Genomic DNA, 14,061 nt, shown 5'->3' on the forward strand with positions numbered 1-14,061 from the left:
CTGCCGTAACCTCATTACCGTCAAGCCATACGCGCGCCGTGCACCCGCTGCGAGGCCTTTCGGTGGCTGACAGTATGGCCGGGATTGTTATCCACACCCTATCGAGACTTGTGTCAGGAGACAAGTGATGTTCTATGTTTGTTCACACTGGTGAGTCCTCGCCCTTGCGCTAATGTTCTTGGTTCGGGCGCCTCGCTCCCCCCAACCCGTTCAGTCTTTGATCCGAGTTTTTGATGGCCGCTTCTAAACCGCCAGTCCCTGCGCATTCCAACAAGTATCTCACCGTGACCGGTGCACGCGAGCACAACCTCAAAGATGTGAGCGTCTCTCTGCCCCGCGACAGTCTGGTGGTGATGACCGGCCTGTCAGGGTCGGGAAAATCGTCGCTCGCGTTTGATACGATTTACGCCGAGGGGCAGCGCCGCTACGTTGAGAGCTTATCGGCCTATGCGCGGCAGTTCCTCGAAATGATGCAGAAGCCGGACGTCGATCAGATCGACGGCCTATCACCGGCCATTTCAATCGAGCAGAAGACGACCAGCCGCAATCCGCGCTCCACGGTGGCGACGGTCACCGAGATTTACGACTACATGCGGCTTTTGTGGGCGCGGGTGGGCGTCCCCTACTCGCCTGCTACCGGCTTGCCGATTGAGAGCCAGACTGTCAGCCAGATGGTCGACCGGGTAATGGCCCTGCCGGAAGGCACGCGGCTTTATCTGCTCGCGCCGATTGTACGCCAGCGTAAAGGCGAATACCGCAAGGAAATCGCCGAACTTATGAAACAGGGCTTCCAACGCCTGAAAGTCGACGGCGACTATTACGAGATCGCCGACGCGCCAAAACTCGACAAAAAGTACAAGCACGACATCGATGTGGTCGTGGACCGCATCGTCGTGCGCGATGATCTCGCAACCCGGCTGGCCGACAGCTTCGAGACCGCGCTCAAGCTCGCTGATGGGCTCGCCGTTGCCGAATTCGCCGATCTCAAGGAGGGCGAGCCGCTGCCCGAGCGCATCATGTTTTCCGAGCGCTTCGCATGCCCTGAATCAGGCTTTACCATCCCGGAAATCGAGCCGCGGCTGTTTTCCTTCAACTCGCCGCAAGGCGCCTGCCCGACCTGCGATGGGCTTGGCACAACACTGGAGTTTGAAGAGGCGCTGATCGTCCCCGATCCTTCCCTCTCGCTGCGCCAGGGGGCGGTGGCACCGTGGGCGAAGACAGGCAACACCTCACCGTACTACACGCAAACGCTCGAAGCGATCTGCCGCCACTATAAGGCGTCGATGGCGAAGTCCTGGAGCGACCTGCCGGAGAAAGTCCAGCAGGTGATCCTCTATGGCTCTGGCGATGAGGATATCACCTTCACCTACGACGATGGCTTGCGCTCGTACAAAACCAAAAAGCCCTTCGAGGGTGTGATCGGCAACATCGAACGGCGCTGGCGTGAAACCGACTCGCAATGGGTTCGCGAAGAGTTGGCCCGGTATCAGTCCGACCGGCCGTGTGAGGCCTGCAAAGGCTATCGCCTCCGGCCCGAAGCACTTGCCGTCAAGATCGATGGCGAGCACATCAGCGCGATTTCAACGCTGTCGATCGCTGCCGCCAATGATTGGTTCAACGCGCTACCGGAAAAGCTCACCGACAAACAGAATGCGATTGCCAAGGCGATCCTGAAGGAAATCCGAGATCGCCTGAAATTTCTCAACGATGTCGGTCTGCAGTATCTGACGCTTTCGCGATCATCGGGCACGTTATCGGGTGGCGAAAGTCAGCGCATTCGCCTCGCTTCTCAGATTGGTTCCGGCCTCACGGGCGTCTTGTACGTCCTTGATGAGCCATCCATCGGTTTGCACCAGCGGGATAATGACCGCCTGCTTGATACGCTCAAGCACCTGCGTGACCTGGGTAACACGGTCATCGTTGTCGAGCATGATGAAGACGCGGTGCGGACCGCCGATTATGTCGTCGATATCGGCCCCGGTGCCGGCGTTCATGGCGGCCAGATTGTGGCCGAAGGCACGCCCGGCGAGGTCATGGCCAACCCCAAGTCGCTCACGGGGAAATACTTGTCGGGGACGATGGCGATCCCGTTCCCTGCGAAGCGTCGCAAGGGCAAAAAGGGCCAATCCATCGCAGTGAAGGGCGCGCGCGGCAACAATCTCAAGGGCGTCGATGCGAAGATACCGCTGGGCACGTTTACCTGCGTGACGGGTGTGTCGGGCGGTGGAAAGTCGACCTTTCTGCTTGAGACCATCTACAAGGTTGCAGCCCGGCGTCTGAACGGTGCGCGCGACAACCCCGCGCCGCACGATTCAATCACTGGCCTCGAATATCTCGACAAAGTCATCGACATCGATCAGTCGCCGATTGGGCGTACCCCGCGATCAAACCCGGCCACCTACACCGGCGCGTTCACACCGATCCGCGATTGGTTTGCGGGCCTGCCGGAGGCGAAGGCGCGCGGTTACGCGCCGGGGCGCTTCTCGTTCAACGTTAAAGGCGGGCGCTGTGAGGCCTGCCAGGGCGATGGGGTCATCAAGATTGAGATGCACTTCCTGCCCGATGTCTACGTGACCTGCGATGTCTGCCACGGCAAACGCTATAACCGCGAAACGCTGGACATTCAGTTCAAAGGTAAGTCGATAGCCGACGTGCTCGATATGACCGTTGAAGAAGGGGCGGAGTTCTTCTCCGCCGTTCCCGCCGTCCGCGACAAGCTCGTGACGTTGAACCGGGTCGGGCTCGGTTACATCAAGGTCGGTCAGCAAGCGACGACGCTTTCAGGCGGCGAAGCGCAGCGCGTGAAGTTGGCCAAGGAACTGTCCAAGCGCTCAACAGGCCGGACACTTTACATTCTCGATGAGCCCACAACAGGCTTGCATTTCCACGATGTGGCCAAGCTGCTTGAAGTGCTGCATGAGCTGGTGGAACAGGGCAATACGGTCGTTGTGATCGAGCACAATCTGGAAGTGATCAAGACGGCGGACTGGATTATCGATTTAGGCCCGGAAGGTGGTGACGGCGGCGGCGAACTCGTCGCAGTCGGGACGCCAGAACAGATTGTCAAAGAGCCACGTTCCTATACCGGCCATTATTTGGCGGACGTCCTGGCGCGCAGCTCGGCGAAGTCAGTTGCAGCGGAATAGCATATCTACCAATGCTCTCTTACCAACATGCCTATCATGCCGGGAATGCTGCCGACGTCCACAAGCATGCCCTGCTTGCACTCGCCTTGGAGTACCTCGTCCGCAAGGACAAGCCAATCAGCTACATCGAAACGCATGCGGGTCGCGGGATGTACGATCTCGCCGGCGCTGAGAGCGCGAAAACGGGCGAGGCGCGCCACGGCGTGCAGGCCCTCCTTCAACGCTTTGCCAAGGATCATCCTTACCGCAAAGCGATTGAGGCGTTTCGCAATGAGCATGGCCCGATGGCCTATCCCGGCTCGCCATTGATCGCGCACCAATTCAAACGCAGCGCGGACCGCTTCCAACTGGCGGAGTTTCACCCACAGGAACATACTGTACTGTCGGAGGCGATGCCAAAATCAGGCATCCATGTGTACCACGAGGATGGTTTCCCGTGGGCTGCGCGCATCTGCCCGCCGACGCCACGACGCGGATTGATCTTTATCGATCCAAGCTACGAGCTCGACCACGACTTTTCCGGGCTGCCCAGCTTTCTAGGCGGGCTGCACAAGCTTTGGCCGGTTGGCGTGATCATGCTGTGGTATCCCCTTCTCAAAACCGGCGAAGGCGCGGAAATGGCGAAAGCGATCGCTGCACTTGGGCTGCCGAAATGTGTCCGGCATGAGGTGAGCTTCGGTGCCGCCTCGGGACACCATCGGCTTATCGGTAGCGGCGTTTTATGCGTCAATGCACCGTACACGTTCGAAGCCGACGCGAAGGCTGTTGGAGCGCTTTTTCAGTCCTGATCCCGCCTTCGCGTCAGCAGAGCTAACGCGCCGCAAACCATGCTGAGAGTGGCATGACATCGACATCTTCAGCGTTACGATAGGGCCAAGGATCGATCGCCCACCGTTCGCCGCTCTCAAGTTCGGCAACAACCGCCGTTGCATGCGGGTACCGGCCATCAAGCAAGAAGCCCCGCGCGACCGGGTACTGCACGGAGTGATGCCGCAGAAGGCCATTCTCAGACAGAATGATCAACGTTGAGGTGGTGTTGGTCGCTTCATCCAAGCAATCAGTCTGCCCCGCCACGCCGGAATTGTGCATGTCAAAACCGCCTTCATCGTTGCCCGTTCCGGCAATCGGCGCGACACGTTCCTCCATCCACATAACCGCATTTTTGATGGCGCGCCGCTCGGCAGCTGGATCGGACGAGCCCCGAGCCATGATGCCGCGAAGCACGGTGACGTCCTGCCCGGTCAACTGGACACGGCTTGAGCGCATGCATCCGAAGCCATGGCAGATCGTCACCTGCAGCCCGTTTGGCGCGACGCCGTTATGGTTGGGATACCACGATAGAGGGCTTGCGCTGCTTGACACGCAACCGGCCAGTAAGCCGGCCGAAAGGCAGATCAAAATGGACCGAGCTAAGCCGCGCACGCTGCATTCCTTGTTGAGGGCCATGGTCGCGGCTACCAACACCCGGGCTGCCGAGCAACGATCAACCGGCCGTCAGGTTTGCTGTGCTGCACGATCGCCTTGAAGCGTTGCCATTGGGCCACTAAACCTTGTCAAGTTTTTCACAGCGGGAAGCTTACCTTGAAACCCATTCACATCATCGGCGGGGGCTTGGCTGGATCGGAAGCCGCATGGCAGGTGGCGCAGCTCGGCGTCCCAGTGATCCTTCACGAGATGCGCGGTGCCCCGCAGCACGCCGGCACGGAAGCGCACAAGACTGATGGATTGGCCGAACTTGTCTGTTCGAACTCGTTTCGGTCGGATGATGCGACATCGAACGCCGTTGGCGTGCTGCATGCAGAAATGCGGCAGCTCAATTCGATCATCATGGCATCGGGAGACGCGCACCAGGTGCCCGCGGGCGGCGCGCTTGCTGTCGATCGGGATGGATTTTCTGAAGCCGTGACCAAAGCGCTCCAGGACCACCCACTCATCACAGTTGAGCGCAAGGAGTTGGGAGGTTTACCGCCAGACGAGTGGGACAGCGTGATCATCGCAACAGGTCCACTCACCGCGCCATCGCTCGCCCAGGCCATTTTGGAGCTTTCCGGTGAGGATGCTCTCGCCTTCTTCGATGCCATCGCGCCGATTGTCCACTTCGACAGCATCGATATGGACAAGGCATGGTTCCAGTCCCGCTATGACAAGGTTGGCCCCGGTGGAACGGGCAAGGACTACATCAACTGTGCGATGGACGAAGCGCTGTACAATCGTTTCATCGACGCGCTGATCGAGGCGGATTCAACCGACTTCAAGCAGTGGGAGGCCGACACACCCTATTTCAACGGTTGCCTCCCCATCGAGGTCATGGCGGCGCGGGGCCGTGAGACCTTGCGGTTCGGACCGATGAAACCGGTCGGCCTGACCGATCCGAACAACCCGGACGAGCGGCCTTACGCCGTTGTTCAGCTGCGCCAGGACAATGCGCTCGGCACGCTGTTCAACATGGTCGGCTTTCAGACCAAGATCAAATACGGCCAGCAAACCGATATCCTGCGTATGATTCCGGGCCTAGAGCAGGCGCGTTTTGCCCGCCTGGGCGGGATCCACAGGAATACCTATCTCAATTCGCCTGTCGTTCTCGACCGGCAACTTCGCCTCAAAGCACAGCCGCGTTTACGCTTTGCCGGACAGATTACCGGCTGCGAAGGGTACGTTGAATCGGCGGCGATCGGGCTTTACGTCGGCCGTCTTGCGGCGGCTGAACGGCTTGGGCTACCGGTCCCGGATCTGCCTGAAACGACTGCTCTCGGTGCGTTGGTGAACCACATCACCGGCGGCCATGTTGTCTCCATTGACGAGGGCCCGCGATCCTTTCAACCCATGAACGTCAATTTCGGCCTTTTCCCGCCGCTCGACGGCCCACTGCTCGATGAAGCCGGAAAGCGGATCAAGGGCAAGGCAAAGGGCTTGGCGCGCAAGCAGGCGATGGCCAAACGCGCGCTTGCCGCTTCGGCGGATTGGGCGGCTCGTTTTGAGGCGGCCATGCTCCCAAGTGCGGCGGAGTGATCATAGCCGGGGCATGCGTTTCGATGCACGCCATACCCTCCAAAGGAGTTTCCAACGCGCGTGCGAAAGTGCGCCGCGAAAGGGGTCGTCGGCCCACCCCTCTGCCTCCTTAAAGGTACGGCTTGCCAAGGATACCGGTAGCAAGATCGGATAGGCCGCGCTCGGCAAGGATCGTGCAGCTTCTTGCGCCTTGTGAACATGGCTTTGACCATAAGCGATAAAGGCCTTTAGCGCGTCAGATAGCCCTGCCGTCTGCTTGCCAAGCCGGAGCGCATCAGGCGTTGTGCCGGCCTCGTCCAGCATCGGCTTTGGGATGAGCGTCTGGCCCCGCGCCGTCCAATGATGGAAACCTGTCAGCACCCGAGCGACTGTCAGCGCCACGCCACCGTGCCCTGCCGCATCGGCGAACTGACCTGCCGGCTCGGAAGCAAGGTAGCCCATGGCAAGCGCCATTGGGCCTGACCAGACCTCACCAGCATACCCTTCGAACGTGTGGGTTTCGGGCATCGGATCATCATAGAGGTCAAAAGTTCGGCCATCGAGAACTGCCTGGAGTGTTGCGGCGGGTAGGCCATCGCGTCCCATGGCTTCCAGCAGCGCCGCGGCGAGAGGGTTGGAGCCAACAGCGCCATGCTCAATCCCGCCGATAGCGTCGCGCCACCATTGCAACCGGATTTCTCCAGGCATCGGTTCTGAGATCATCGACCGGGTCCGCGCAACTTCGGCCAGGAACGCAAACAAGGCCATGACGGTTGCCCGCCTGTCCTCTGGTACGAACTGCAAGCTGGCATGCCAGATAGGGTCATGCGTTCGCAGATGATCGGCAGCGTGCTGATTGGGGTTATCTGGCACCCGCGTCTCCGTTTGCGGTTGTTCCCGGTTAGGTCAGCGCCATGAGCGCAGCGGCCACCCGCCGATCTTCGGACAGAAGGATATTGTAGGTACGAACGGCTGCGCGGGTTGCGCTTACCTCGGCGGCAAGACCGGCTTCGCGGACCGCATCAAGTGTTGTTTGGGGCAGAACCGCAACATGGGCCCCGGTCCCTATGACCAGAAGATCAAGGTTGTCCGCCAGGTCCAGGATCGGTTGCAAATCACGGGTGGCGAGAGCGGAAGCAGACGTGGGCGCGGCCCAGCTTTGCGTGCGCCCCGGCATTGTCATGATACTCCCCTGATGCGACATACCTGCGAAGCGAAACCCGGCGTCGAGCATCGCATCAATCGGCACCTGTTGCGGCAGAAAGCGTTCGGCGCTTTGCTCGTCCAACGCTTTGGTGCCTACACCACCGCACCGGCATTGGGGTCTTCGCTATCGACCGTGGCGCGCTTTGCACCTTTGGGCGCCTCAGGCTTGTCGTCTGACGACGGCCTGAGCTTGAGGAAGATGAGCACAGGACCAGCGACGAAGATCGAGGAATAGGTACCGACCAGCACACCCCAAATCATCGCCGCAGTGAAGGATCGAATGATCTCGCCACCAAAAATAAACAGTGAACCCAACGCGATGAGGGTCGTGACCGAGGTCATGATCGTACGCGACAGCATCGAGTTGACGGACAGATCAATAAGATCGTCGATCGCCATCTTCTTGTACCGCCGGAGATTTTCTCGCACACGGTCGTAGACGACCACGGTGTCATTCAACGAATAGCCTACAATCGTCAGGATCGCGGCGATGGACGACAGGTTGAACTCCAGCCCCGTCACCGCAAACAGCCCGAGGGTCAGGATCACATCGTGGACGGTGGCTATGATCGCTCCTATGGCGAACTGCCACTCGAAACGCACCCAAATGTAAATCAGGATCGCACAAAGCGCAGCCAGAACTGCGGTGATCCCAGCGATGGCCAGTTCGCCCGAAACGCGCGGTCCGACCACTTCAAAGCGGCGATATTCGATGCCCTCTTCGCCCAACTCCGCTCGGACCGTGTTGACAACGGCCTGCTGCGCCTGATCGCCACCAGGTTGCTGCTCAATGCGGATGAGCACATCGGTTTCGTTGCCGAAGCTTTGAACCTCGACGTCGCCAAACTGGAGCTGGTTGAGCTGGGTGCGTATTCCGCCAACATCTGCTGGCCCGTCCGTTGTACGGATTTCAATGACGGTGCCGCCACGGAAATCGATACCCAGATTGAGCCCAAGGAAACTAAAGACGCCCAGAGATACCACCATCATAACGATGGAGAAGGGAAAGGCCCAGTTGCGGTAGGCCATAAAGCGCAGCTTTGGCTCTGCAGGAAGCAACTTGATGAGCGCAAACGACATACGTATCTCCTCGCCGCCGCTAGATCGGCAGAGCCTTTGGACGGCGTGACTTAACCCACAGGGCGATCATCAGACGGGTCATGGTGTATGCGGTAAAAACAGTCGTTACGATACCGATCGCCAACGTGACGGCAAAGCCACGCACCGGGCCAGACCCTAGCTGAAACAGAATGACGGCAGCTATGAGAGTGGTGATGTTCGCATCGAGAATGGTGCGAAGCGCTTCGCGGAAGCCGACATCAATGGCCATAATGGTCTTGCGGCCCCGGCGAACCTCTTCACGAATGCGTTCGAAAATGAGCACGTTTGAATCGACTGCCATACCGACCGTGAGCACGATCCCTGCGATGCCCGGCAACGTCAAAGTGGCACCGAGGACGGATAAAGCCGCGATAATGAGCGAGATATTCACAAACAAGGCAACGTTGGCGAACAACCCGAAAAGGCCGTAAGACAAGCCCATAAACAGCAAGACGCCAATGGCGCCAATGACACCGGCGATCTCGCCTGCGGCGATTGAGTCGGCACCAAGGCCCGGCCCCACAGTTCGCTCTTCAACGATCGTTAACTCAGCCGGCAACGCCCCCGCGCGCAGTAGGATGGCTAAATCGTTGGCCAGCTCGGGCGTAAAGTTCCCCGAAATCTGGCCCGAACCACCCAGAATGGGCTCCCGAATAACGGGGGCCGAGATCACCTCATCATCCAGGACAATCGCGAAAGGCCGCCCGACGTTTTCGGTCGTCGCTTGTCCGAAAGTCGTCGCGCCTGAGGTGTTGAAACGGAAAGAGACGATGGCCTCCTGCGTTTGCTGGTCAAAGCCCGGCTGCGCGTCGGCCAACTGATCGCCCGTTATCAGCGCCCGAGACTGCACCAAATAGGGTATCGGCGGATCATCGACCGAATACAAAAGCCGGGTGCCCGCTGGCGCTCGACTTTGGACCGCCTGTTGCGGGCTCATCTCATCGCTTAAAAGGTGGAACGAAAGCGCGGCTGTCTGACCCAGAATGTCCTTCAGCCTTTGTGGATCGCCCAGCCCGGGCACCTGAACCAGAACACGGTCTTGACCTTCTCGCTGGATCGTTGGCTCCGTCGTGCCAAGCTGGTCGATACGGCGGCGGATAACCTCGATCGATTGTTCCACCGCTTGCGCCAAACGCGCATCAATCCCATCTTCAGTGAGCGTCAGGCGCGCCAGCCCATCGGTCGCGACGTCCACAGCGACGTCCGGGGCCTGGCCACCAAGCTGAAGCGGATTGATGGGAACCGACAGGCCCGTCAGCAGCGTTTCAGCCTCATCAAGTCGGTCCAGATCGCGGATGCGTAACTGGACGGTTTCGCCTTGCGCCCCCAGACCTGTGTAACCAATCCGCTCGGTGCGCAGTGTACGGCGAACATCATCGCGCAGGGCTTCTATGCGATCTTCCACCAAACTATCGCGCTCAACCTGCAGCAGCAGATGCGCGCCACCTTGCAGATCAAGGCCCAGGACGATCTGCCGTTTTGGTAAGAAGTCGGGCCAGCCATCGACTTGCTCGCTATCAAACGCGTTGGGCAACGCAAACGCGACAGACAGAACCGCGAATGCGATGATGAGAGCGATTTTCCAGGGTTTAAAGTAGAGCATGGTGGCCTTGAGCGAAGCGCAGAAAGAGGATGGAGGGCTGCCCTATTTGCCTTTGTCGTTTGCCGCAACCGGTTCGGCTTTGGTGCGCACGTCCTGTATCATGGAGCGCACCAGACGAACTTTCACGCCGTCGGCGAGCTGCACTTCGATCTCGTTGGCGGCATCGTCCATGACTTTGGTGACTTTTCCGATCAGTCCGCCCGAAGTGACGATGGTGTCGTTGCGCCGCACATTGGCAATCATCTCGCGATGCCGCTTCATCTGCTGGCGCTGTGGCCGAATGATCAAAAACCACATGATGACGAAGATCAGGATGAACGGCAGAATGGACATGACCAGACTACCTCCACCGGCGGCACCAGCGGCTTGTGCATAGGCGGGGGTTACCAACATCAACTTCTCCTTGTGGTCGAAGACGCAAACTCCGTTATCGGAAGCCCCGCTTCAACCGTACTTACAACCTAGGGATCGGGCTGCATGGGGTGCAGCCGTTCCGCCGTTATGTGGCCCTCAAACGCAGGTGATGCAAGCGGGCTGACGGACTTCAAACCAGACACCGCTAACACTATTGCGTTTTGTGCGTGCCGTACCAATGCATCACGCAGAGGCCTTGGCACCAAACCATCAAGCGGTTTAAAGGCGCTTTGTCGATTACGGGTTTGTTGAAGCGCCCACAAGTGTGATGCGCGCCCCTGATGCAGGTTTCATCGCAAAAGTACGGCCATGAGCGATTTGTTGCGGATTGAAGGCCTTTTGGAGCGCGTTGCCGACGCGCTTGATCGTCTATCGCCATCTGTGGACCGGCAGATCAACCTGTCTGCGGCGAACGCGTTTGTATGGCAGGCCGAATCGAACACGCTTACGCCCGTCGAAAGCGTCAACGCCCTTCCGCTCAGCTTACTGAAGGGTATCAACCGCTCGCGCGATACGTTGGTGGATAACACCGAGCGATTTGCACGAGGGCTCGCTGCCAACAATGCCCTTCTTTGGGGCGCACGTGGGCAAGGAAAGTCGTCCTTGGTCAAAGCTGTTCACGCCTCCATCAACGAGGGTCGCGATACACAAACAGCGCTGAAACTGATCGAAATTCATCGCGAAGACATCGCCAGCCTGCCCGCACTCTTGTCGATGCTGCGAGGCTTACCGAACCGGGTAATCCTCTTTTGCGATGACCTGTCGTTCGACCCCGGCGAAACAACCTACAAGTCGCTGAAAGTCGCGCTTGAAGGCGGGATCGAGGGCCGGCCTGAAAACGTGCTTTTCTACGCAACGTCCAACCGCAGGCATTTGCTGCCTCGCGACATGATGGACAATGAGCGCGCAACGGCGATCAATCCAGGCGATGCGGTGGAAGAAAAGGTGTCTCTGTCCGACCGGTTCGGGCTCTGGTTGGGGTTCCACAAATGCTCGCAAGACGAATATCTCGCGATGATCGACGCCTATCATGGCCACTTCGAACTGCCCGGTTCAGCATCCGACTATCACGCACAAGCGCTGGAATGGGCAACCACGCGTGGAGCGCGCTCCGGACGCGTGGCCTGGCAGTTCATTCAGGACGCTGCTGGCCGTGCTGGTTTAGCCCTGCGGTAGATAAGGTGCTGGATCGACCGGCGTTGTGCCGCGGCGAATCTCGAAGTGCAATTGAGGGGTATCGACATCACCCGTTGCCCCTGCCCGCGCGATAATCTCGCCGCGGCTGACACGATCGCCTCGGCTGACCATGATCCGGCTGTTGTGGGCGTAGGCTGTAACATAGCCGCCACGATGCTGGACTAAGACCAAGTTTCCGAAGCCGCGCAACTCGTTTCCAGCATAAACAACCTCGCCATCTTCAGCCGCACGGATCGACGCCCCTTCGGGCACAGCGATGTTGATGCCATCATTGCGGGCACCGTTCACCTGGGTGCCGAAACCAGAGACAACGCGTCCACGGATCGGCCAGCGGAACTGAAGCGGGCTCTCGGTTGCTTGGGCTGGTTCGGCAGCCGGTGTTTGGCGGCTTGCGACCTCGGGCTCGGCTTGAGCTGGTGGTTGTGGGGGCGTGTAGCTTCGGGCGGCAACCTCCTGCGCGGGCGTTCGCGTCACGCGGGGCGCAGTTGCCGTTTGCGACACGACCGGCAATGTTGGTGCAGTGGAAGCGACCTGCTGGGCTGCCGCACCGCCGCGCACATTCAACCGCTGACCAATACGGATCGCACCGGGATCGGATAGGCCGTTGGCGCTTGCAAGTTGTGAAACGGTCATCCCGTAGCGACGCGCAATGTTGAAGGCTGTATCGCCCGACACAACCGTGTGGACACCGCTTGTGGCCACCGTCTGGGGAGCCGTTTGCTGGGTGCTCGCTCGCGCTGCCGATGTCGGCCTTGGAGTGGGTCTGGGAACCGATGCCGTGCGCTGAACCGGCTGGGCCGCCGTCTGCGGGGCCTGCGCGGGCGTTGCAGCCATCGAGTAGGTCGGGATGATGATAGTCTGCCCCGCACGAACCACGCTTGCGTCCTGCAAACCGTTGGCCTGTTGGATCGCAGCCACCGGAACGCCGTAGCGTCGTGAGATCGAGAACAGGGTCTCACCGGCGCCCACCTGAACCCGCGTACCACCGACGGTCGACCAACCGGCGGGTCTTCCATGGGTGGGTTGCACCGTTTGGGGTGTTGAAGCCTGCGGTAGTGTGGTTGGAGCGGGAAGTGTTGCCGGTGCGGAAACCGCTTGCGGAACAAGCGGCTGAGGCTGGCTCGTTATTGGCTGAGGTGCGGCGAAGGTCTGTGGTTGCGGCAACGGCGCTGGCTGCTGCACAGGCTGAGACGGCTGGGCGCCGACCATCGCCGGCGGAAAGACGCCGCGTGCCGTCTGCGGTGCCTGGGCAACCTGTTGAGTCACGGGCTGCGGAAGCGGCTGAGGTGTTGTCCGGAATGGAGCTTGGGACGGCGCCGTGGTGCCGGTTACCACGCCATAACCCGGGGCTTGTGTGTTCGGCGGTGTGTAACCGGTTGGAGCTGCGAGTGGTTGGGTCGAAGGCTGCACCAAAGCAGGCTGTGTGGCGGGCTGCGTAGCAGACCTGACAGGCGGCATTGGCTGACCAACCTGCACCGGATGTACGGGCTGAGCTTGCACCATGGCTGGTGCGGGATCGCTATCCACGCCGAAGAAACTCAAACGGTTCGAGTCAGATGAACAGGCGGACAACACCAGCGCGGCCGCTGAAACCAGACCGAGGCGCGCCACCGCAAAACGCGGCTGACCGGCGAAACAGGTACGCATTACACTTACTCACAACACACAAACCGATGGTTTGCAGCAAAACACCATTAATCTTTCCGAAGGCTTAAGCTGGCTCGAAAATGTGTGCGCGAAGGCGAGAAGTAGCGGCCGCTAAAGCGTGCGGGCCAGACCCGGTGTAAGGGGTGCCGCGAAGGTCGATCCGATGACTTCGGGGGACTTCAATCCCTCGGGCGTGTTCACAAAACACAGCCACTTCTGCGGCTGGTCTGCCTTGCCGAAGGGTACGATCAACCGCGCACCTGGAGTGATCTGCTCAAACCACATCTGCGGCAAACGCTCGACCGCTGCGGTGACAATGATCGCGCCGTAAGGGCCGGCTGGCGGCCAACCGGCAGAGCCATCGGTCAAGATCACCTCAGCCCGCTCAATACCCTGCTGGGAGAGGTTTGTGCGCGCGGTCTCAGCCAATTGCCGGAATCTCTCAAGCGCGATGACCCGCCTGCACAACCGGGACAACAGGGCGGTGAGGTAGCCAGAGCCCGCGCCAATTTCGAGAACAGTGCTGTCCGGTGAAATGTCGGCGCTCACCAGCAAGCGCGCCAGCACCGTCGGCGCTTCCATGGTCTGTCCGCAGCCTATTGGGATCAACCGGTCAGCATAGGCATCATCGGCGTAGGTCTTAGGGGCGAAGGCATGGCGTGGGGTAGTCTCGAAGGCGTTGAGGATGGATCGGCTCGTCACACCGGTCGAGCGCAGACTCAGGACGAGATTTGCGCGGCGGACGGTTTCCTCATCCAC

General features: G+C 59.9%; 12 protein-coding genes. 4 read left to right on the forward strand and 8 right to left on the reverse strand.

Annotated features, from left to right (window positions below; all coding sequences use genetic code 11):
- The first annotated feature begins 233 nt into the window (after window positions 1-233).
- On the forward strand, window positions 234-3,146 hold the full coding sequence (uvrA, locus tag AAF739_06510) for an excinuclease ABC subunit UvrA (protein MEM6382310.1): 2,913 nt from the start codon (window positions 234-236) through the stop codon (window positions 3,144-3,146).
- An 11-nt stretch (window positions 3,147-3,157) separates the two neighbouring features.
- The gene (gene rlmJ / locus AAF739_06515; GenBank protein MEM6382311.1) at window positions 3,158-3,934 is read left to right on the forward strand and encodes a 23S rRNA (adenine(2030)-N(6))-methyltransferase RlmJ; all 777 of its coding nucleotides are present in this window, start codon (window positions 3,158-3,160) and stop codon (window positions 3,932-3,934) included.
- 22 nt (window positions 3,935-3,956) lie between these two features.
- On the opposite strand, the gene AAF739_06520 is transcribed toward rlmJ, so the two are convergent.
- Complete coding sequence (locus tag AAF739_06520; protein ID MEM6382312.1) at window positions 3,957-4,412, reverse strand: hypothetical protein; 456 nt, start codon at window positions 4,410-4,412, stop codon at window positions 3,957-3,959.
- A 315-nt stretch (window positions 4,413-4,727) separates the two neighbouring features.
- Here AAF739_06520 and trmFO point away from each other — a divergent pair, with 315 nt between their 5' ends.
- Window positions 4,728-6,155: a methylenetetrahydrofolate--tRNA-(uracil(54)-C(5))-methyltransferase (FADH(2)-oxidizing) TrmFO gene (gene trmFO, locus AAF739_06525; GenBank protein MEM6382313.1), complete on the forward strand. Its 1,428-nt coding sequence runs from the start codon at window positions 4,728-4,730 to the stop codon at window positions 6,153-6,155.
- On the opposite strand, the gene AAF739_06530 is transcribed toward trmFO, so the two are convergent.
- The 5 genes from AAF739_06530 to yajC are packed head-to-tail and all read right to left on the reverse strand — an operon-like array spanning window position 6,156 to window position 10,437.
- The gene (locus tag AAF739_06530; protein ID MEM6382314.1) at window positions 6,156-7,007 is read right to left on the reverse strand and encodes a squalene/phytoene synthase family protein; all 852 of its coding nucleotides are present in this window, start codon (window positions 7,005-7,007) and stop codon (window positions 6,156-6,158) included.
- A gap of 28 nt (window positions 7,008-7,035) precedes the next feature.
- Complete coding sequence (locus AAF739_06535; GenBank protein ID MEM6382315.1) at window positions 7,036-7,422, reverse strand: Mth938-like domain-containing protein; 387 nt, start codon at window positions 7,420-7,422, stop codon at window positions 7,036-7,038.
- A gap of 11 nt (window positions 7,423-7,433) precedes the next feature.
- A complete protein-coding gene (gene secF / locus AAF739_06540; GenBank protein MEM6382316.1) occupies window positions 7,434-8,420 on the reverse strand; it encodes a protein translocase subunit SecF in 987 nt (328 codons plus the stop codon).
- 19 nt (window positions 8,421-8,439) lie between these two features.
- On the reverse strand, window positions 8,440-10,044 hold the full coding sequence (gene secD, locus AAF739_06545) for a protein translocase subunit SecD (GenBank protein MEM6382317.1): 1,605 nt from the start codon (window positions 10,042-10,044) through the stop codon (window positions 8,440-8,442).
- Between the two features lie 42 nt (window positions 10,045-10,086).
- Entirely contained in the window at window positions 10,087-10,437 is a 351-nt protein-coding gene (gene yajC / locus AAF739_06550) for a preprotein translocase subunit YajC (GenBank protein MEM6382318.1), read from the reverse strand.
- Between the two features lie 330 nt (window positions 10,438-10,767).
- Here yajC and AAF739_06555 point away from each other — a divergent pair, with 330 nt between their 5' ends.
- Window positions 10,768-11,634, forward strand: a complete 867-nt coding sequence (locus AAF739_06555) for an ATP-binding protein (GenBank protein ID MEM6382319.1) — start codon at window positions 10,768-10,770, stop codon at window positions 11,632-11,634.
- Here AAF739_06555 and AAF739_06560 read toward each other — a convergent pair.
- Complete coding sequence (locus tag AAF739_06560) at window positions 11,620-13,302, reverse strand: LysM peptidoglycan-binding domain-containing protein (GenBank protein ID MEM6382320.1); 1,683 nt, start codon at window positions 13,300-13,302, stop codon at window positions 11,620-11,622. The two genes, AAF739_06555 and AAF739_06560, sit on opposite strands and share 15 nt — an antisense overlap.
- A gap of 111 nt (window positions 13,303-13,413) precedes the next feature.
- Complete coding sequence (locus tag AAF739_06565) at window positions 13,414-14,061, reverse strand: protein-L-isoaspartate(D-aspartate) O-methyltransferase (protein ID MEM6382321.1); 648 nt, start codon at window positions 14,059-14,061, stop codon at window positions 13,414-13,416.

The sequence above is a fragment of the Pseudomonadota bacterium genome (assembly GCA_039024915.1).
Taxonomy (GTDB): Bacteria; Pseudomonadota; Alphaproteobacteria; order Rhizobiales; family MH13; genus MH13.